Genomic DNA, 20,412 nt, shown 5'->3' on the forward strand with positions numbered 1-20,412 from the left:
GCATAATCTTGCCTTTATAGAGTCAAGTCATTATAATTATAATAATATCTAGCTGTAAATACTTAGTGACTACATCAGCTTAGGTATCAACTCCACTAATGTAAGGCCAGTTAAATTAGCATTCCAGGACGGGATACTTCCCGTCTGTGATATTTAAGGAGGTATTTTCGCTTGAGCGCTGTTCGCCGTATATTTGTTGAGAAAAAGCCGGGATTTGCCGTAGAAGCCGAAGGCATATATTCTGACTTAAAACATCATCTTGGTATAGCAGGTTTAACAGGAGTACGTGTGCTAAACCGCTATGATATCAGTGGAATTAGTGACAGTGAATTCTCTGCTTCCCTTGATACTATATTTTCCGAACCGCCGGTCGATATAGTATATCTTGAGCAGTTTACTGCTCCGACAGAAGCTAAAGTTTTTGCCATGGAATATTTGCCGGGCCAATATGATCAGCGGGCCGACTGGGCGGCTCAATCGGTGCAGATTCTTACGCAAAAGGAACGCCCGGAAATTCGTACAGCCAAGGTGCTGGTGCTGGAAGGTCAAGTTTCGGATGACGAGCTTGTAAAAGTTAAGGAATACTGCATTAACCCGGTCGAAGCAAGGGCAGCAGGGCTGGAGAAACCTCAGTCCCTTGAAATGCAGGCAGAGATTCCTCCTGATGTCGATGTGCTTACCGGGTTTATAAATCTGTCTCAAGATGGCTTGGCTAACTTCCTCGAAGAGCGGGCGCTTGCCATGAGTTTGCCCGATTTGGCCTTCTGCCAAACTTATTTCCGGGATACGGAAAAACGCGATCCGACAATTACTGAAATAAAAGTTATTGATACTTATTGGTCAGATCATTGCCGCCATACTACATTTCATACGAAAATTGAAAAAGTTGATATTGAGGATAGCCGGTATAGCCGTCCGGTTGCAGCAGCTTGGCAAAAGTATGATGAGATCCGCAGCTTTGTCTATGGCGCCAGATCTGTCCAGCGCGATATTAATCTAATGGATATTGCTACGGTTGCAACGAGAGACCTGAAAAAACGCGGCTTAGTGAACGACCTGGATGAATCGGAAGAGATCAATGCCTGCAGCATCGTTGTTCCTGCCGATATCGATGGTCGGACCGAAGACTGGCTGGTTATGTTCAAAAATGAAACTCACAATCATCCTACTGAAATTGAACCGTTTGGTGGTGCTGCCACTTGTCTGGGGGGCTGTATCCGTGACCCGCTCTCAGGCCGGTCTTATGTTTACCAGGCGATGCGGGTTACCGGCAGTGGTGATCCTCGTACCGCTTTGGAATCAACCTTGCCCGGCAAATTGCCTCAGCGCAAGATTACCACAAGTGCGGCGTCCGGTTATAGTTCCTACGGCAACCAGATTGGCTTGGCTACAGGCCAGGTTGCTGAAGTTTATGACCAGGGCTATATTGCCAAACGTATGGAAGTTGGCGCAGTTATAGCTGCTGCTCCTAAGGAAAATATTATTAGGGAGGTTCCTGCGGCCGGTGATGTCGTAATTTTAGTTGGCGGCCGGACGGGCCGTGACGGCTGCGGCGGCGCTACCGGTTCTTCGAAGGCGCATACCGAGGAATCGCTTGAAAGCTGCGGAGCCGAAGTGCAAAAAGGCAATCCGCCGACAGAACGGAAAATACAGCGTCTGTTCCGCCATCCGGCGGTCAGTACTATGATTAAGCGATGCAACGATTTTGGCGCCGGCGGTGTATCAGTAGCTATTGGTGAACTTACGGAAGGTTTGACGATCAAGCTGGACGCTGTCCCGAAAAAGTACGAAGGCTTAGATGGTACCGAGCTGGCTATTTCCGAGTCGCAGGAACGGATGGCAGTTGTTGTTGCCGCCAAGAAGGCTAAGGCCTTTATGGACTATGCCGATGCCGAGAACCTGGAAGCTACTATCGTGGCCGAGGTCACCGACAATAAGCGGCTGACCATGCTCTGGCGCGGCAAGCCCATTGTCAGCTTGGCACGGGAATTTTTAGATACCAATGGTGTTAAACAACATACCGAAATACGTGTGGCCGCACCTGCTGCTGATACCTACTTCACGCGGCACACTAAGAATGTAACCCCTGAAAGTACCAAGACAGCATGGCTGAATACCCTGCAAGAACTAAATGTCTGCAGTCAAAAAGGTCTTGTAGAACGGTTCGACAGCAGCATTGGTGCAGCCACTGTTCTCATGCCGTTTGGCGGTAAACACCAGGATACCCCTGTAGAAGGCATGGTGGCCAAATTGCCGGTGCTCTCAGGAGAAACCACTACAGGCACGATCATGACCTACGGGTTTAACCCTGCTCTTTCCTCTTGGAGTCCGTTCCATGGAGCAGTCTATGCCGTTGTCGAGGCAGCGGCTAAGGTTGCTGCCTTGGGAGGAAATTTCCGTGCAATACGGTTGACCTTACAGGAGTATTTTGAAAAACTGAGCCAAAGCAGCGAAAAATGGGGTAAGCCTTTCAGCGCGTTATTAGGCGCCTTTTACGCCCAGGAGCAGTTGGGGATTCCGGCAATTGGCGGTAAAGACAGCATGTCCGGCTCGTTTAACGAGCTTAACGTGCCACCAACATTAGTCGCCTTTGCGGTAACTCCTGTTGATGTCCGGAAGGTTGTTTCGCCGGAGTTTAAACAACCGGGCAGCCAAGTTATACTGCTTACGGTACGCCGCGGACAAGATGAACTGCCTGATTTTACAGCCCTAACGAAGGCTTATGATACCGTTTATCAACTTGTGCAAGCAGGTCGGGTATTGGCAGCTCAGGCCGTCAGACTTGGCGGTATCGCCGAAGCTGTCAGCAAGATGGCTTTTGGCAACCGTATCGGTATTAAGCTTACAGCTAAACAAACAGATTTATTTACACCTGACTATGGTTCAATCGTACTTGAACTACCTGCCGACTTACAAGCAGAAGTCATTTTAAAAGAGCTTGATTATCAAATACTGGGACAAACAATACCGCAGCAGGTCATTGCCGTTAACGATACTGAAATTACTCTCGCCGAAGCATTGGCTGCTTGGCAGGAACCACTTGAAGAAGTTTTCCCGGCTCATCCTGATCTTGTTGCGGGCAAGCCAGAGAGTTTCCCGTATTACAATAAACGCAATAACTGCCGGCCAACAGTCAGTGTAGCCAAACCCCGGGTACTCATTCCGGTCTTCCCGGGAACTAACTGCGAATATGATACCGTTAAGGCATTTGAGCAGGCGGGTGCTATTGCCGAAACCCTGGTTATTCGCAATCTCACGTCAAGTCATATTGAAGAGTCTATTGCTGTGTTGTCGCAAAAAATTGCTGCTTCTCAGATTGTTATGTTGCCAGGCGGTTTCAGCGCTGGTGATGAGCCTGATGGCTCCGGTAAATTTATTGCTACTATGTTCCGTAATCCACGAATTAAGGAAGCTGTTACGGAACTTTTACAGCGGCGTGACGGCTTAATGCTGGGTATTTGTAACGGGTTTCAGGCACTTATTAAGCTTGGCCTGGTTCCTTATGGGGAAATCCGTGATTTAACCGATAGTAGTCCTACCTTAACCTTTAACAAAATTGGCCGGCATATTTCCTGCATGGTAAGTACCAAGATAATTTCGACGCTGTCACCTTGGTTGAATTATGTTGAGTCTGGGGAAGTCTTTAGTATTCCGGCTTCCCATGGTGAGGGACGTTTTTATGCTACGGCTGAAGAGATAGAACGATTGGCAGCTAACGGGCAGATTGCCACCCAGTATGTTGATTTTGATGGCCGTCCAACTTATGATGTACGCTTTAATCCGAACGGATCATTTCACGCAATCGAGGCTATCACCAGCCCTGATGGACGGGTACTTGGCAAAATGGGTCATTCAGAGCGCAATGGCAGTAATGTAGCTGCTAATATTCCCGGGAATAAAGACCAGCGTTTGTTTAGCGCCGGTGTAAAATACTTTAAATAGGACAGAAAACAGAAAAAACTCCCTCCATGGTTTTACATGTTTGCACAAATATCGTGGAGGGAGATTGTTAAAGAGGGGAGAATTTGTATGTACGAAGTAGCCCATGTAGGTATAGTAGTTACTGATGCTGACAAATCCTTGAACTTTTATACAACGGTACTGGGGTGCCAGCAGGAAGAAAGTTATCAGGATGAACGTATCCGGTTGGAATTTATTAAATCGGGACAACTGACAATCGAATTAATTCAATATAAAGAAGATATCGAACGCGAGCGTAAGGCCGGCCGGGTGGATCACATTGCCTTTGCCGTGGCCGATATCGATGCCGAAATCGCTAAACTCCGCCGGCAAGATGTGCCTTTGCTATTTGCTGAACCTAAGGTATCTAAAGACAAAAAGATTATGTTCTTTACCGGGCCGGACGGCGAGCGGTTGGAATTCGTACAGAAACTTTAAAAATAAGGGCGGTTCCTGTATGCCGGTGTTGACAGCGGCATACAGGAATCGTTCTCAACTTAGAAATTTTGTTTTAGCTGTTTACATTTTGCCTCATATTGCGTCTAGCTGACGTCAAGCATATAATAGTAAAGTACTACTAAAACAACTTTACCCCAAGTTTGGTATGGGGATATTATTTAGGGGGTCTTAGTATCGATTTCCAGGAGATTACATTGGCGCAAAAACCGCTGTTTGATAAGTATTTTAAGCAGCAGCGCTATGAAAACGCACATTTTAATTTCACCAATTTATATATGTGGCGCAATATATATTCAATAAGATGGACCGAAAACAATGGCTATCTAATGATTAGAGCCGGTTACGGGGGAAGGCAGTTTATTCTGCAGCCATTTGGGCCTCGCGAGGGAATGGAGTCTGTGCTGGAAGAGCTGGTAGCCTGTTTTGCGTCCGAAAGACTGCCATTCATTATGAGCGGTGTAGAAAAATTTTTGATCGACATTTTTGAAAAATGGCGGCCCGGCCAATTTAACTTTACAACCGATCGGGACAATTTTGATTATGTTTATAATAGTAAGGATTTAATTGAGCTAAAAGGACGCAAATATCATGGCAAGAAGAATCATATTAACAGCTTTCTGCGCAATTATCCACAGCACGAATATTTGCCGCTGACACCTGATTGGGCTGCCAGTTGCATTGAGACCCAATTGGAGTGGTGCCGGAAAAAAGGCTGTGATGATGATCCCTCGCTTAAAGGGGAAAGGGATGCTATCATCGAAGTATTTTCCCATTGGGATGAGCTTGGACTGACCGGAGGTTTAATCACAATTGGCGGAAAGGTCGAGGCATTTACCTTTGGAGAGCAATTAAACAGCGATACTGCTGTCATTCACGTAGAAAAGGCCAATCCTGATATTCGTGGTGTATATCCGGTTATTAATCAAAAGTTTTGCCAAAACGCTTGGCAACATTTGGCTTTTATCAACCGGGAGGAAGATATGGGACTTGAGGGATTACGTAAAGCCAAGGAGTCGTACTATCCGGCCAAGATGATTGAAAAGTTTGTTGTTACGCCTAAATAGCAAACGAAAAATAGGGTATATTAAGGAGTAGTGGCCATAAGACCTGCAGCTTGCGGCTGCAGGTCACAAAATTTTCACCGGACATCTATACATTTTGGCTCATTGTGGTATAATTTTTAAAGGATTTTTTGTTGCTTTATAGAATAACTTGCACTTATATAAAGTAGACTTAGCTTCAGATGGGGCTTTAACCCCACCTGAAGGTTAGTCGACCTTATCCAGGGACTTACCCGCTCTTACTCCCATTTGCAGAAGCGGGAGTCTTAGAGCGGGTTAGTCATCGGGTAACGAAGCAGGTGTACGTTGCGGCGGTTGAGTTGTAGTTAATACTTTCTATTGAGGAGAAGGAACGAGCAAGATGGAAATAAAATCAATTAAAAAATTGAAACTCTACGGATTTAATAATCTCACCAAATCATTAAGCTTTAACATGTATGATATTTGCTATGCTAAAACTCCGCAGCATCGAAATGACTACATTGAATATATCGATGAAGAATATAGCGCCGAACGCCTGACTAATATTTTGACTGAAGTCGCTAATATGATCGGTGCCAATATCTTGAATATTGCAAAGCAAGATTATGATCCGCAAGGCGCCAGTGTTACCATGCTTATATCTGAGGAGCCGGTTCACCAGCCGGGTGAGGAATTTACGAGTGAAGAATGTGGTGAGTGTGAACTAAACGAGCCGATGCCGGATGCGGTTGTCTGCCATTTGGACAAAAGCCATATTACTGTGCATACTTACCCGGAGAGCCATCCGGATGAAGGCATCAGTACCTTTCGGGCAGATATTGATGTATCGACCTGCGGCCAAATTTCGCCGCTTAAAGCCTTGAATTTTCTAATTAATACCTTCCATCCCGATATTGCTGTGATTGATTACCGGGTGCGCGGCTTTACTCGCGACGTCAATGGTAAGAAGTTTTTTATAGACCATAAAATTAATTCAATTCAAAATTATGTTTCCAGTGACAACCGCGATATGTACCAAATGATCGACGTTAATGTTTACCAAGAGAACATTTTCCACACTAAAATGCTGTTGAAGGAATTTGATCTGGATAACTACCTGTTTGGTACGGCCAAGAAAGAGCTTATGGCTGGCGAGAAAAAGAAAATTAAACAGCGGCTGAAAAAAGAGATGGCCGAAATTTTCTATGGAAAGAATATCCCTAAAGTTAACCTTAAATTATAAAAGAAAATACGGCTTGCGCCGAGCCTTTGGCAAAGGCGGAAGCCGATGTTGCCCTTATCGGTACCTTTCCAATCCGGGCAAAACTAAACTTTCAAAAGTATATTGTACGAGAGCATTAAAATCCCCCGTTTGGGGGATTTTATTTTTATGAAACTATTATTACACCCTTTGCCTGTACGTATTTTTCATTGGGTTATGTTTTCTACGGTTACCTATCTGGTCTTAACCGGTTTGTACCTGCATGACCCTTGGAGCAACTTATTGCCCTTCGGCCTGATTCGGAAAACCCATACTTTTGCCGGAATCGTGCTTTTGCTCAATTTGTTTGGACAAATCTTCTACTATCTATACACAGGAAAATATACAGAAATAGTGTTTACCACCCACGATTTGCCCAATTTGCGAAGCTTTTTCCGGTATGTATTTTTTATTACTGAAAACCATCCTAATTATGGTCGGTATAACCCGGGACAGAAGGCGCTGTTTACCTCTTGGGGCCTAGTGGTTTTACTTGCTGGCTATTGTTCACTTCCTTACCTATTACCCCAGTACGAATCTTGGCTAAGCAGACCTGTAGGCGGTTTAATGGGAATTAGGATTCTTTTTTATGCTATTACCATGTACTTCCTGGCAACCATTCCGTTACATTTGTTATTAGTGTTTACTGAGAGTCCTGCCAAACTGCAAGCTATGTTTTCAGGCTATATCAATAAAGAACCCAAGCTGAAAAAGACTGAGAATTAGCCTGCTATTTTCCAACTGTGCTCCAAGCGGGCGGCAAGTAAGATGATGAATTTTGGGAGTGGCAATTATATGCGTTAACTAACTCATTTAATACTTGCCGGCCGGCATCCATACCCTGGGCACCGATTAATACTAATAAGTCACCTGGCATAGTACGGTTAAGTGCTATGCCCAAGGCGTTAGGGAGTGTGCTCGTGTAGGTATACTCGGTTTTCAGAGTATTGAGGGTTGTCAGGAAGGCCATCTTTTCTTCTCCGGTAACAATATCAGCCGCGCCAACATGGTCAACACTTGACGTAACGATAAGTTCAAAAGGAATTTTTCGCTGTCTGCCGGCTAGTGCGGCTGCATTAGCGGCATTAATTGCCGGGCCGCGCCGGCCGCGGATGGCATTAACGACAACAAGCCGGTTGTACCGGAAGGCACCAATTGTGTCAAAAACAGCGTCAATACTGCCCGGATTGAGGGCAGTATCATCAATAACAGTAATCCCACCCAGATGGAAAACGTTCATCCGCCGTTCGACGCTGCGGAAGCTGGCCAGAGCAGGGGTGATTTTTGCAGGATTTATGTCATGTAGTAGGGCGGCAACTGCGGCAAGCAAGGCGTTTTCAATATTGTGCCGTCCGGGAATAGCTAAAGCCACACAATATTTTTGTGGCATCAACAAGTGTCCGCCATTGGTGGTTAATGGTTTGTTAATATGGATATCAAATGAACTGCCATAAGTGGAGAGATGGGTAACAGTCGCTGAAATGTCGGCTCTGCTACTACTATAGCCAATAGCAGTAGTTACTAAGTTGCCATCAAAGTTTCTAACAATGGTCTGACAATAGGGGTCACTGATATTGACAATAAATGGTGTCTTTGTGTCTAACAAGTTCAAAAACTTAGCTTTGGCATTAATATAGCTGGCGAAGTCACCGTGGAAATCGAGGTGATCAGCGCATATGTTGCTGAGTATACCTGCAGAGAAACTAACGTTGGCAACCCGGTGCATATCAATTCCCTGGGCAGAAACTTCCATAGCAGCATGTGTTACTTTATTTTTTATCATTTGGGATAGATACTGTTGGATACTAACGGCATCCGGTGTTGTCAGCACACTGGGAAAGGTAGTCTTTCCATTATTAACTCGAACTGTGCCGATCAGTCCGGTACTTAGGCCATTTTGCGTAAAAATATGTTCAAGCATGCAGGTGATAGTAGTCTTGCCGTTAGAGCCGGTTACACCTATCAGACTCATTCTCCTGGAAGGGTTATTATAAAAAGCGGCTGCCAGTTCTGCCAAGGCCAGTCTGGCGTTAGCTACGACAATTATTGGAATTTTGAGTGGCGGCAGTTGTTCCGGACAATCGCTGACAATGGCCAACGCTCCCCGCTCGGCGGCGGCAGTGGCAAATGAATTGCCATCAGTAATACGACCGCGAATAGCGACAAAGATGTTGCCAGGGCATACCTCACCCGAGTAACAGGTAATTCCGGTGGCGCGAGCAACCAAATCATCTAAGGCCTGCATACTATGTCCCCCTTCTCCGCAAATGGATATTCCATGGTATTCACAGTAAGCCTGGGAGGTGATTTCTGATTAAAAAATATTTAACGGTTTTAGTACTGGTTATTGGTATTGGTCTGCTGTATGGCGCAGGCTGCTCGCTGCAAACTCCGGCGCCAAAACCTGAACCCGGGCGGGTTGGCGAAAATGTGACCATAGAAGGACAAGCCGTAGGCGGTATGTCAATGGAAGAGGCCAAGAGGATCGTAACTGATTTGGCCAAAGCCAAAGATGTACCGGCAGTTAACGCGGGGTTTGACTCCAATACCGGTGAAATTATTCCGGAGCGTCCGGGTCAGCGGCTTAATGTAACAGCAACTGTCGATGATTTGCTGGTGGCGGCTCCGAACAGCAATGTAACGCCTGTGTATACGCCCTATATGCCGAATTTAACGAAAGACTTGCTGGAACGAAGTCAGCAAATGGGCAAAGCAACGACCCCGATTTTAGACAACAGCGCCGGGCGGATGACAAACATTGAATTAACAGCAAAAATAATCAATAACGCAATCATAGCGGCGGCACAGGAATTTTCTTTTAATAAAGCAGTTGGCGAGGTAACGCCCGAAAGGGGATTTCAAGAGGCGACAGTTCTTGGAGAAAATGGGAAAGAACAAGGGGTAGGCGGCGGCATGTGCCAGGTATCGTCAACTCTTTATAATGCAGTGTTGGCGGCTGATCTTACAGTTACTGAGCGTCACCCTCATTCTCAACCCGTAACCTATATACCGCCAGGGAAAGACGCCACCGTGTATACAGACAAGGACTTACGCTTTGTCAACACTACCCGCAAGCGTCTTATTATTCGAGCATTTGTTCATGACCGTGGTTCTAAGTTGACAACTGAGTTGTGGGCTTTACCAGACGCATAAGTATCTTTGGGATCTGGCATACTAACAGCGAGGTGGGAGCGCATGAAAAACAAATCATTCAATACCGCACTAGTCGTAGGAGTTTTGCTAGTACTTATCACGGGAGCATACACACTACTCAGGCCTCCCGCCCAAAAAACGGTTCCGGCACCTACGGAGCAGGCTCCGACGCCGCCGGCCGTGCCTTCTCCCCAGCCTATTCCCGGGGTACCAGTTTTTGATGCATCTAAATACACCAGTGAACCACAAGTTAAAGTGTACCTCGCCGATAAAGGCAATATTGAGACAATGCCGCTGGAAAAGTATATAGAAGGCGTGATTGCGCAAGAAATGGAACCAGACTGGCCGATGGAGGCCTTGGCTGCTCAGGCTATTGCTTCCAGGACGCTAACGATAAGTGCTATTGAGGCCGGTACGATAAAGAAGCTGCATAATGCCGATGTAAGTACTTCCAAGGAAGAATTGCAGGCTTTCGCTCCGCAAAAAGTAAATGACAGTGTCCGGCAGGCAGTGGCTCGTACGCGCGGTGAAGTATTGTTATATGCCGGCGGCTTGGTCAACGCTATTTATAGTTCAAGCAATGGGCAGATTTCAGCAACGAAAGAAGAAAGTTTCCCTAAAGAAATTACCCATGACACCCCGTATTTTCAACCGATTACCGATGATTCTTTTAAGTACACTCCGGAAAATATTAAGTCCTGGACAGTGAAAATTCCGGGTTCCGTAGTAGCTTCAACAATTGGCTACAGCGGTAACCCCGCTGATATTAAAATTTTAGAGAAAGGTCCGTCGGGCCGAATTCTCTTTATTGGCGCCGGTGATAAAAAGATGTACGGTTCAGACTTTCGGCGGGCAGTCGGTTACGACCGTTTGAAATCAACGTTAATTACTGATATGAATTATGACGGCAGCAATTTCGTTTTTAAAGGTATGGGTTGGGGCAATGGGGTAGGCTTATGCCAATGGGGAGCGTATACGTTTGCTCAGGAAGGTAAACAGGCAGAGGACATTGTAAAGTATTATTATCGTGGCGCTGAAGTGAAAAAATTATGGCAATAAAGTAAGGAAGCACGAATGTAAAACAAAAAAACTGCATACATTAATTAGGCGAGGTAGTATGGCGGCTACCTCCCGGGGACTGCGCCGCTTGTCTGGTACGCACGGACAGGCGGCGCGATTTATTTTCCTGTCAATGTAAAAAATGACAGGGCTTAATTTTTTTTACTATCTTTTCCGGAAGGAATATTGGCAATTGGTTTCGACTACGCTATAATAATAAAGTTAAGGTGCTGTGAAAGGATTGAGTCTGATCAAGAAGCTGAACGGCAATACTGATATAGAAACCGTGTTTATAAAGGTGTTAGGCTCGCAACGGGACGCGCAGGGAGAAGAAAGCAAAATTGAACTGTTTACCCAGGGACGCTGCTATGAAAAAAACGGTGTTCAGTACATTACTTATCAGGAAGCCGAGATTAGTGGCATGGAAGGTGCCACAACTCTCTTAAAAATATATAGCGATCATGTTGTTCTGGTTCGCTTGGGGACAATTGAACAGCGACAGGAATTCCGCGTAGGTCAGTGCAACTTGTCTAGTTACAGTACTCCTTTTGGTACTATGAAAATGGGGGTACAGACTACCCGGCTCAGTATAAATCGAGCTGATGGTGGTGGCCGTGTAACTGGAATAATTATTGATTACCAACTTGAAATTGACGGACAGTGGCAAAGCGCCAATACGCTGTCGGTCACTCTACAGGGGGATAAGTATGGACATTAAACAAAAACTGATAGCTGCTATCGGACAAGCTGCTGACAAGGCAATAGCCGAAAATGTATTTAGCGCCGATCAGCTGCCGGAAATTGCGCTTGAGGTACCGCCGCAAAAGGAATTTGGTGATTATGCCACCAACTTTGCTATGCAATCAGCAAAACGGGCCAAAATGAACCCGCGAATGATTGCTCAGGCTATTATTGACCGTATTAACGAGCCTTGGCTGGAAAAGGCTGTTATTGCAGGTCCGGGTTTTATTAACTTTTACTTAAAGGCAGACGTATTATACCAGGAACTGGCTGTTATACTAGCTGCCGGTGATACTTTTGGCCAGTCGAATGCCGGTCAGGGGGAGCGTGTTCAGGTAGAGTTTGTTAGTGCTAATCCTACCGGGCCGCTGCACGTAGGACATGGACGCGGTGCGGCATTTGGCAGTGCGCTTGTTAACTTACTGCGGGCAGCTGGCTATAACGTCGAGGCTGAGTACTACATCAATGATGCCGGCAACCAGATTGATAATCTGGCTGCTTCTGTTAATGCCCGGTACTTGGAACTTTTGGGCAAGACAGTAGAGTTTCCGGAGGACGGCTATCACGGGCGGGACATTATTGATACAGCGAAGCGAATTATTGACCGCCATGGTGATAAATACATGAACTTGCCGGAAGCTGAACGCCTGGCAACATTTAAAGAACTGGCGCTCAAGGAAAAATTGGCGGCGCTCAAAGAGGATTTAGAACATTTTGGCGTTACTTTTGATGTATGGTTCAGTGAACGGACTCTGCATAACAATGGGGCCGTTAGGGCAACCTGCGAACTATTACAAGGCAATGGCAATATTTATGATAAGGATGGGGCTTTATGGCTCAAATCAACAGCCTATGGTGACGATAAGGACCGGGTAGTTATCCGTGATAATGGGGTTCCTACCTATCTTGCCGCCGATATTGCCTATCACCGGAACAAGTTTGAACGGGGTTTTGACCGGGTAATTAATATTTGGGGTGCTGACCATCATGGCTATATCAGCCGGGTTAAAGCTGCAATTGCTGCTATGGGCTACCAGCCAGATCATCTGGAAGTGCTTATCTTGCAAATGGTAAGCCTCTACCAAAATGGTGAGCTTGTCAAAATGTCTAAGCGTACAGGCCAGGGCGTTACTCTTAATGAACTGATTGAAGAGGTTGGTCGTGATGCGGCAAGATTCTTCTTTATTATGCGTTCCATTGATAGTCAGCTCGACTTTGACCTGGATTTGGCTAAGTCCAGTTCTAATGATAATCCGGTGTACTATATCCAATATGCTCATGCTCGTATTTGCAGTATTTTGCGCCAAGTGGAAGAAGCTGGTTTGGATGTAGCTAACAAGTTAGCCGGTTTCCGCCGCTTAGAAGTTTTGACAGAGCAAATCGAAGTTGATCTAATCAAAAAGATGGCGATGTTTCCGGAAGAAATTGCCAGTGCAGCCCGGGAGCGGGCACCGCATCGTATTGCCCGCTATGCTCATGAATTAGCCGGCATGTTTCATACCTTTTACAATCAGTGCCGTATTATGGGAGTAGATCCTGAACTGCAGGTGGCGCGACTGGCTCTCGTGACAGCGGTAAGAACTACCATCCGCCAGGCACTTTCTGTTTTAGGAGTAGCTGCTCCTGACAAAATGTGATATGTTCCATTCTTAAAAAACAATGTTTTCTAATAGTCGGGAGGAATTTACCTCTGCATGTTGAATATAAAACGCGGATTGTTAAGTGCGGAGGTTATAATTAATGGTAAATACTATCTCAAAGAATAACACTGATGAAGTTAATGTAGCTTATCGAATTTTAAAAGCAGCAGGCCATCCGTTGTATTATCGGGAGTTAATTGATCAAGTCTTTGCTGAGAAAGGCGGGACAGGCCGTCCGCCCGCTCATGTTATTGCCGAAATTCATACCAGAATTAATTTGGACAGCCGGTTTGTTCATACCGGGAAAAGCATGTGGGGGCTGAATGAATGGTCACCGCAGCGTATTAGTGCCCGTGAAGTAGAAGAAACTGCGGCTGCCCGTCAGGATAACACTATACGGCGCGAAAGATTATTGGCTGCTATACAACAAGATTTTGAAGGTGATGATGACGGCAGTACTGCTGAACCTGTCACCATGATTGAAGATGAGGATACCGACATGGAAGAAGAAGAAGAGGAAATGGATACTAACTGATGCTGTTATCGCATTTGGAGCGGGCTAGTCTTCGGATAAAAACCGCAAATGTTTGGCATAATTAGGTTAGCATTCTTACTATGATTTTAGATATTTTTGCGTCAACGACCATGGAGTTAGTAGGAGGATATTTTTTATGACTAAATATATTTTTGTTACCGGCGGTGTGGTTTCTTCCTTAGGCAAGGGGATCACGGCTGCGTCTTTAGGGCGTCTCCTAAAAAGCCGCGGACTCAAAGTAACCATTCAGAAATTTGATCCATATATAAATTTTGATCCAGGTACGATGAGCCCCTATCAACACGGCGAGGTTTTTGTTACCGAAGATGGTGGTGAAACGGATCTCGACCTTGGCCATTATGAACGGTTTATTGATATTAATTTGAGCAAAAGTTCAAATGTTACAGCCGGGAAAATATATTGGTCAGTAATTAACAAAGAGCGTAAAGGGGACTATCTTGGCAGTACTGTGCAGGTTATTCCCCATATTACCAATGAAATAAAAGATCGCATCTACCGGGTTGGCAAAGAAGACAATGCGGATGTTGTTATTACCGAAATCGGTGGTACGGTCGGTGATATTGAAATCCTGCCGTTCCTGGAAGCCATCCGTCAGGTCAAAAAAGAAGTGGGTAGAGGCGGTTCCCTTTATATTCACGTTACGCTTGTACCTTACATTTCAGCTGCCGGTGAGCTTAAAACCAAGCCTACCCAGCATAGCGTAAAAGAGCTGCGGAGTATTGGTATCCATCCTGATATCATTGTGTGTCGTACCGAGCATGAAATTTCGCCGGAGATGAGAGAAAAACTGGCACTGTTCTGCGATATTGACGGCGATGCCGTTATCCAGAATAAAAATGCTTCAAGCATATATCAGGTACCGCTTATGCTTCAGAATGAGGGCCTGGACCGCATCGCCATGGAAAAGCTTAATATTCAGGATGGCGGCGCGGATATGGTTGAGTGGAAAAACATGGTAGATAAAATTGATAATCTTGAACATAGCGTACGTATTGCCATTGTTGGTAAATATGTAGCCTTGCAGGATGCGTATATGAGCGTGTCCGAAGCTCTGCGCCATGGTGGTATTGGTAATGACACTGCTATCGAGATCAAATGGGTTCAAGCGGAAGACATAGAAGACGATGCCGTCAATATGGACGAATACCTGGGAGATGTTGATGGTATTTTGGTACCAGGCGGTTTTGGTGATAGAGGCGTCGAAGGAAAACTCAAAGCGATCCGCTATGCTCGTGAGAACAAAGTGCCGTTCTTTGGCTTATGTTTGGGGATGCAATCAGCTGTTATTGAATTTGCCCGGAACGTGTGCGGCTTAACTGAGGCCCACAGCACCGAATTTAATCCAGATACACCGCATCCGGTAATCGACCTTATGCCGGAGCAGGTGGATGTTGAGGAAAAAGGCGGCACCATGCGCTTAGGGGTATATCCATGTAAAGTTACGGAAGGTACTCTTACCTACAAAGCCTATAATGACGAAATTATTTATGAACGCCACCGTCACCGCTTTGAATTCAATAATGCCTACCGTGAGCAGTTAGCAGCAGCCGGTCTTGTTATTGGCGGTACCTTGCCTAATGGACGCTTAGTTGAAATTGTAGAACTTAAAGATCATCCGTGGTTTGTTGGTACTCAGTTCCATCCGGAATTTAAGTCACGTCCGACCAATCCACATCCGCTGTTTAGAGATTTTGTCAAGGCATCACTGAGCCATAAACAGGGCAACCTATAATATGAAAAACTGTTGGATAACCTCCAACAGTTTTCTTTTCCAGAAGAATAAAGGACATATTCCTTTCTTCTTTTGCCAAAAGAACGACGAAGTCGTGGTTTATTTATCACAGGTTATATCGAATAACGATATTCGGGAGGTAGACTTATGTTTAAACGGTCAGTAGTCCTCTTTTTAGCGTTGATTGTAGGAATATCTCTGATAGGGGCAATGTTCGTCGGTCCTAAAATAAAACGAAGCAAAATTGCCAGCCGCGATAAAATTGCCGTAGTTTATGTTGACGGTGTAATTGCCACTGGTCGTGGGCAGGTTGGACTGTTTACCGAGGGCGGCGGTACTGACGGACTGATTCGCCAGCTCCACGCAGCCCGGGATGATGCAGCGGTTAAAGCAATTGTACTTCGGATAAATAGTCCTGGTGGAACTGTGCCGGGTTCCCAGGAAGTTGGGGAGGAGCTTAAGAAGCTCCGTGCCACTGGAAAACCGGTTATAACTTCTATGGCGGATATGGCGGCTTCCGGCGGATACTGGCTGGCGGCCTGCACCGATAAAATCTATGCCAATCCATCTACAATAACAGGCAGTCTCGGGGTTTATATGCCCTATTCCAACTGGGAAGAGCTATATAAAAAAATCGGGGTTAGGCAGGAAAAAATTAAGAGTGGACCGCATAAAGATATTTTATCACCGGATCGTCAACTGACAACTGAGGAACGGGCGATTTTGCAGGTTATGGTTGACGATATGTATAATCAGTTTGTCGAAGTCATTGCAGAGGGCCGGCACATGGATCCTGCCAGAGTACGCCAATTGGCAGATGGACGTATTTATACCGGTCGACAGGCAAGAGAATTGGGGCTTGTTGATGAAATGGGCAACATGTATGATGCCATCGACGGTGCAGCTGAAATGGTAGGCATTCAGGGTAACCATGAAATAATCGAATTTGGTAAGAAAAATACTCTGGAGACACTATTTGGGGCGCAGGATAAACTTTCAGAACAAATGATGCTCAAGCGTCTAAAAGAAATGCTCTCATCGGCCGAACCGGCGGCCACACCCCAGAGCTATTAAGGGGGCGAGATAATGGGTAGTTTTCTGGAAACAATTTATGATGTTTTATTTAAACCAACTGCAGCTATGCACTATATTGCCGAAAAAAAATTAACTGGACAGGCATTAACGATGTTTGTCATCAGCATGCTTGTTCCGGTCTTGGCCGTCTATATAAGTATAAAAGATTTGCCGGGGGTACCGGCTTTCGGAATCTTATTTGTACTTAACATCATTGGCAGCTTTTTTTCCTGGGTGCTGGGGGCCGCCGTCTTGAGTTTTGTTGCTGAATTGTTTGGTGGCAAAGGTACGGCAGTGGGCCTTTTTGCCGCAATGGGTTTTTCCCATCTGCCGCGAGTAGCTGCCATACCGCTCTGGGTAATAGCTGCGCTGATGCCTGGAGGAATTCGGGGGTTGCTGTTAGGCATTGTAGGTCTTATTGTGTTTATTTGGACATTGACCTTACAAGTCGCTGCTCTACGCGGCGCGCACGGACTGTCCGCAACTAAGGCGGTACTGGTGCTTATCGCCCCAATGTTAGCCATTATCGGCGGCGTTACCGCCTTAATCATATTCTTAAGTACGAGCCTGATGCAGTTGCCGTTTGCCTTTTAGCGAACCCGGTACAGATAGATTTCCCAGATCGACCAACCTTCTCTGAATACTTTTACGAACTCCAAACCATTTTCTTGATAATTGGTAATTTCGGCGGCGGATAAAATATATTCGCCGCCTAATTTTTTGAAGGCATCGATGTCCAGTTCTAAATGATTAAGTTTTTGTTGATAAGATTTCCTAACCTGGTAGTACTCCAATTCAGCCGGGAAGATATAGCAAGTGATTCCCCAGTAATCAAAATACCGCTGCCAAAAAGGATTTTTGTCCAATTCTTTGGCCATAATTTTCCGGAAGGCATGTTTGTACTCCAGCGGATAGATATTAAGCCGGCCGTCGAGAGTGTAAAAACCATTATATTGGGTGATGGCGGGATAAATGCCAATACTAGCCACGCGGTAGTCGGACTGTGGTCTGTTAATATAGTTTTTAACTTGCTCCAGCAGACTGTCGGCAAAAAACTCCCCATAACTTATGTTTTCATACAGCCAGGCGTTCTCAAGAACAGAGACGCCTGTTTGTTTTTTTACAATCAAATCATACTCAATGTTATTGCCAAATAGGAACCCAAGCTGCAACGTAATCAAGAGCATCGCCAGCAGTTTACCGATATAACGGACATTAGCAATAACCGCTAAACTCAGAGCAAAGACAGTATACCAGATAAGAGGGTGCAGCCAGTGAAAACGCTGAACTTGAAAGGTATTAAAAAAACTAACATGGGAGGCAAATGTCATGAAGACTTCGGAATAGCGGAAGCCGTAAAAAACCGATATTCCGAAAGCAAAAGCTGTTAAACTTAGGATAATGCGGCGCTCGCGTTTTTGCCGCCACCCTAATAAGAGTGCCAGCGGAATGGCTACCATTAGAATATATTTGTGCAGACTTACCGCATGATATTGCCCGTTAATAAAATTATCGGCAATGAGTGATTGGACACCGTTCCAGTCGCGAGACTGTCCGAGAAGAATTCGATTGATTTCCTCACGGCTTGATACAAAGCCAGAGCCTAAAAAGGCGTTATAGATAAGCCAGATTTCCGTAATCATATACGAGCAAGCCAAGAGAGCAATAGCTCCCCAAAACGTAACGCGGATTACGCGGTTTTTCCAAAAATCATATACAGCAGCCATACCAAGAACCGCCAAAATAAAGACTCCGGACAGCGGCAGTGAGGAGTACAGTGCAAAAATAACAATAATTATGACATTTAATAGTGTTTTACGTTCATAAAAGGCATTAAGCATGGCATAGAATAGTAAGGGCTGTCCGGCAATTGATAGGCCGTAAACGGTATAAAAGGGGATGGTGGCAAATGCTGCAGCACCTGCCCATGCCAGCCAAACTTGTCGTTTTTCAGGCAGAATATAAGATTTAAGGAAAATATACATACCAACAAATGCAATGCTATGCACTAATAGAACATTTACCAGGTAGGCGCGAAAAGGCGGCAAGACAAGATATAACCAAGTAATAACGTTAAAGCCGCTTGGCAGGCAATTGCGCGGCAATTCACCAAGCATTTGATTAACGGTACCTGTTAAGGAAAATGCTTTGCCGCTTTCAACCAGAACAATCCAAGCGGTAATCCAGTCCAAGTTGTCGTTGATCGTAAAATGAGCGTTTTGACGCAAAATTACAAAGGGTGCTAAATAGGCGGCCAGAAGACCGGTAAACAGCAGTGCTGCCTTATGATTATTTAAGAAGGAAAGAAATTTCCTTAGCGGAAGTCTTATAAGTGGCATAATTTACCTCGCAAAAAGTTTTTCATACAAATTTTAGCACAAAATCAACCAGTTTCAAATTTATTTACTGGATCTTAGAAAAAAATCAAAAAATTTCTATTTTCTTCCAGAAATTAGCAGGATATTTTCAATTTATTGCGAATATGGTTATATTAGGAAAACATAAGGAAGAATATTACAACATTACGGGGAAAGTAAGGTGCAAAAATATATGAGCAATTCCCAAGCTACCATTCTGGTAATTGATGACCAACCTGGAATTCGGAGATTGCTTACCGAGGTTCTCCAGGATGAAGGTTATAAAGTAGTAACTGCACAAAATGGCTATGAGGGCATACAGGTCGCCCAAGATGTTAACCCTCATGTCATCCTTATGGATATGAAAATGCCGGGTATGGACGGGATCGAAGCCTTAAAAGAACTTAAACGTAAGGGTCAGGGCGATCAAGTCATTATGATGACAGCTTACGGAGAGTTGGATATGGTTAATGAGGCTAGAGAAGCAGGAATGCGCGACTATATTACCAAGCCTTTTGATATCATGTCTTTATGTCAAATTATTCAGGCCAGTATTAATACTACCTTTGGCGAGAAACGGCAGTTGTTAATAGGTTAATTAGGATAAAATGCCCGGGACTTAAGTCCCGGGTTAGTTTTTGGCGGGTTTCTGCCTAATGGCTGGGAACTTGTCCGGGTTGAGGCAGGATTTTTCCGGACGGTGGCGAAGTTAAGGTAGCAAGGGGGGATATCAATTGGTTATTAGCGCTGTTTCTACGTTAGCGCTGTACTGTTCGCGATGCGGCAAAATTGAACTTCATAATGTCTCCCGGTTTGCTATTCATAATGCTGAGTGTCAGCTGATTTGTAGCTGTGGTCAGATACAAGGGACAATTTCTGGCGCAGGTCGGCACCAATATCTATTAGATATTCCTTGTGTAGTTTGCGAGACTAATCATCTTATTTTTCTTGACAGCAAGCTGTTTAGGCAGCCTAAGGCCAGCAAGGTATATTGTGCTCAGGCTAACTTAGAACTTGGTTTTGTGGGCAGCCCGGAGGCCATAGCTGAAACCATTGCCCGTCATAAGCAGGAAGTGGCAAGCTTAGCCAGTGAATTGGACGATCAATTGGATGACCAAGGAATAGAAAACTCACAAATTTTATTGGAAATTTTAAATAGAATTCATGATATCGCTGAGCAGGGAGGGGTATACTGCTCTTGTGGTAATACTGAAGTAGATGTGGATGTGCTTGTTGATGCCGTTGAGCTGTCTTGCAGCAAGTGTGATGGCAGACTGCTTATTTCAGCTAAAGATGAACAAGATTTAGCGAGAATATCAGCTGTGGGAATTATCGAGTTGGCCCCACTAAGACGCACTAGCCGCAAGTAGTTGGTAATACCGATATAATGAAGAAAAG

The 20,412-nt window shown here is 45.1% G+C and carries 17 protein-coding genes; 15 read left to right on the forward strand and 2 right to left on the reverse strand.

Annotated elements, in window-relative coordinates; all coding sequences use genetic code 11:
- Nucleotides 1–171: 171 nt before the first annotated feature.
- The 5 genes from SRRS_RS01495 (at nt 172) to SRRS_RS01515 (ending at nt 7,428) form a co-directional block, all read left to right on the forward strand.
- Nucleotides 172–3,942, forward strand: coding sequence for a phosphoribosylformylglycinamidine synthase (locus tag SRRS_RS01495; protein ID WP_371365589.1), 3,771 nt, complete (start codon nt 172–174; stop codon nt 3,940–3,942).
- Between the two features lie 87 nt (nt 3,943–4,029).
- A complete protein-coding gene (locus tag SRRS_RS01500; RefSeq protein ID WP_371365591.1) occupies nt 4,030–4,398 on the forward strand; it encodes a VOC family protein in 369 nt (122 codons plus the stop codon).
- Nucleotides 4,399–4,613: 215 nt separating this feature from the next.
- Nucleotides 4,614–5,483: a DUF2156 domain-containing protein gene (locus SRRS_RS01505; protein ID WP_371365593.1), complete on the forward strand. Its 870-nt coding sequence runs from the start codon at nt 4,614–4,616 to the stop codon at nt 5,481–5,483.
- Between the two features lie 358 nt (nt 5,484–5,841).
- Entirely contained in the window at nt 5,842–6,684 is an 843-nt protein-coding gene (gene speD, locus SRRS_RS01510; protein WP_371365594.1) for an adenosylmethionine decarboxylase, read from the forward strand.
- Nucleotides 6,685–6,831: 147 nt separating this feature from the next.
- Complete coding sequence (locus SRRS_RS01515) at nt 6,832–7,428, forward strand: cytochrome b/b6 domain-containing protein (protein WP_371365596.1); 597 nt, start codon at nt 6,832–6,834, stop codon at nt 7,426–7,428.
- Between the two features lie 4 nt (nt 7,429–7,432).
- Here the strand turns inward: SRRS_RS01515 and SRRS_RS01520 are convergent, their stop codons facing one another.
- Nucleotides 7,433–8,947 (reverse strand): Mur ligase family protein, encoded by a 1,515-nt coding sequence (locus SRRS_RS01520; RefSeq protein ID WP_371365598.1) that lies wholly within the window; start codon nt 8,945–8,947, stop codon nt 7,433–7,435.
- 185 nt (nt 8,948–9,132) lie between these two features.
- On the opposite strand from SRRS_RS01520, the gene SRRS_RS01525 reads away from it, so the two are divergent.
- The 8 genes from SRRS_RS01525 (at nt 9,133) to SRRS_RS01560 (ending at nt 17,251) form a co-directional block, all read left to right on the forward strand.
- Complete coding sequence (locus SRRS_RS01525; protein ID WP_371365600.1) at nt 9,133–9,855, forward strand: VanW family protein; 723 nt, start codon at nt 9,133–9,135, stop codon at nt 9,853–9,855.
- Between the two features lie 42 nt (nt 9,856–9,897).
- Nucleotides 9,898–10,914 carry a SpoIID/LytB domain-containing protein gene (locus tag SRRS_RS01530; protein ID WP_371365602.1) on the forward strand — a complete coding sequence of 339 codons (1,017 nt, stop codon included), beginning with the start codon at nt 9,898–9,900 and terminating at the stop codon, nt 10,912–10,914.
- Nucleotides 10,915–11,155: 241 nt separating this feature from the next.
- A complete protein-coding gene (locus SRRS_RS01535; protein ID WP_371365604.1) occupies nt 11,156–11,632 on the forward strand; it encodes a DUF1934 domain-containing protein in 477 nt (158 codons plus the stop codon).
- Nucleotides 11,622–13,292, forward strand: coding sequence for an arginine--tRNA ligase (gene argS / locus SRRS_RS01540; protein ID WP_371365606.1), 1,671 nt, complete (start codon nt 11,622–11,624; stop codon nt 13,290–13,292). The genes SRRS_RS01535 and argS overlap by 11 nt, the downstream gene beginning before the upstream one ends.
- 103 nt (nt 13,293–13,395) lie before the next feature.
- On the forward strand, nt 13,396–13,830 hold the full coding sequence (gene rpoE, locus SRRS_RS01545; protein ID WP_371365608.1) for a DNA-directed RNA polymerase subunit delta: 435 nt from the start codon (nt 13,396–13,398) through the stop codon (nt 13,828–13,830).
- Between the two features lie 136 nt (nt 13,831–13,966).
- Complete coding sequence (locus SRRS_RS01550) at nt 13,967–15,583, forward strand: CTP synthase (protein WP_371365610.1); 1,617 nt, start codon at nt 13,967–13,969, stop codon at nt 15,581–15,583.
- 147 nt (nt 15,584–15,730) lie between these two features.
- A complete protein-coding gene (gene sppA, locus SRRS_RS01555; protein WP_371365612.1) occupies nt 15,731–16,657 on the forward strand; it encodes a signal peptide peptidase SppA in 927 nt (308 codons plus the stop codon).
- 12 nt (nt 16,658–16,669) lie between these two features.
- Complete coding sequence (locus SRRS_RS01560) at nt 16,670–17,251, forward strand: Yip1 family protein (RefSeq protein WP_371365614.1); 582 nt, start codon at nt 16,670–16,672, stop codon at nt 17,249–17,251.
- On the opposite strand, the gene SRRS_RS01565 is transcribed toward SRRS_RS01560, so the two are convergent.
- On the reverse strand, nt 17,248–18,996 hold the full coding sequence (locus SRRS_RS01565) for a DUF6044 family protein (RefSeq protein ID WP_371365616.1): 1,749 nt from the start codon (nt 18,994–18,996) through the stop codon (nt 17,248–17,250). The genes SRRS_RS01560 and SRRS_RS01565 overlap by 4 nt on opposite strands.
- A 211-nt stretch (nt 18,997–19,207) precedes the next feature.
- Here SRRS_RS01565 and SRRS_RS01570 point away from each other — a divergent pair, with 211 nt between their 5' ends.
- Both SRRS_RS01570 and SRRS_RS01575 read left to right on the forward strand, forming a co-directional pair.
- Complete coding sequence (locus SRRS_RS01570) at nt 19,208–19,612, forward strand: response regulator (protein ID WP_371365618.1); 405 nt, start codon at nt 19,208–19,210, stop codon at nt 19,610–19,612.
- A 136-nt stretch (nt 19,613–19,748) separates the two neighbouring features.
- Nucleotides 19,749–20,384 (forward strand): hypothetical protein, encoded by a 636-nt coding sequence (locus tag SRRS_RS01575; RefSeq protein WP_371365620.1) that lies wholly within the window; start codon nt 19,749–19,751, stop codon nt 20,382–20,384.
- Nucleotides 20,385–20,412 lie beyond the last annotated feature (28 nt).

Origin of the sequence: Sporomusa rhizae, from assembly GCF_041428845.1 — a bacterium.
Taxonomy (GTDB): domain Bacteria; phylum Bacillota; class Negativicutes; order Sporomusales; family Sporomusaceae; genus Sporomusa; species Sporomusa rhizae.

Excerpts from the sequence above, each read along its gene's own strand:
- argS (WP_371365606.1), top strand. The coding sequence starts at position 11,622 with ATGGACATTAAACAAAAACTGATAGCTGCTATCGGACAAGCTGCTGAC.
- speD (WP_371365594.1), top strand. The coding sequence starts at position 5,842 with ATGGAAATAAAATCAATTAAAAAATTGAAACTCTACGGATTTAATAAT.
- SRRS_RS01565 (WP_371365616.1), bottom strand. The coding sequence starts at position 18,996 with ATGCCACTTATAAGACTTCCGCTAAGGAAATTTCTTTCCTTCTTAAAT.
- SRRS_RS01570 (WP_371365618.1), top strand. The coding sequence starts at position 19,208 with ATGAGCAATTCCCAAGCTACCATTCTGGTAATTGATGACCAACCTGGA.
- SRRS_RS01515 (WP_371365596.1), top strand. The coding sequence starts at position 6,832 with ATGAAACTATTATTACACCCTTTGCCTGTACGTATTTTTCATTGGGTT.
- SRRS_RS01560 (WP_371365614.1), top strand. The coding sequence starts at position 16,670 with ATGGGTAGTTTTCTGGAAACAATTTATGATGTTTTATTTAAACCAACT.
- SRRS_RS01500 (WP_371365591.1), top strand. The coding sequence starts at position 4,030 with ATGTACGAAGTAGCCCATGTAGGTATAGTAGTTACTGATGCTGACAAA.
- SRRS_RS01530 (WP_371365602.1), top strand. The coding sequence starts at position 9,898 with ATGAAAAACAAATCATTCAATACCGCACTAGTCGTAGGAGTTTTGCTA.
- rpoE (WP_371365608.1), top strand. The coding sequence starts at position 13,396 with ATGGTAAATACTATCTCAAAGAATAACACTGATGAAGTTAATGTAGCT.
- SRRS_RS01520 (WP_371365598.1), bottom strand. The coding sequence starts at position 8,947 with ATGCAGGCCTTAGATGATTTGGTTGCTCGCGCCACCGGAATTACCTGT.
- sppA (WP_371365612.1), top strand. The coding sequence starts at position 15,731 with ATGTTTAAACGGTCAGTAGTCCTCTTTTTAGCGTTGATTGTAGGAATA.
- SRRS_RS01550 (WP_371365610.1), top strand. The coding sequence starts at position 13,967 with ATGACTAAATATATTTTTGTTACCGGCGGTGTGGTTTCTTCCTTAGGC.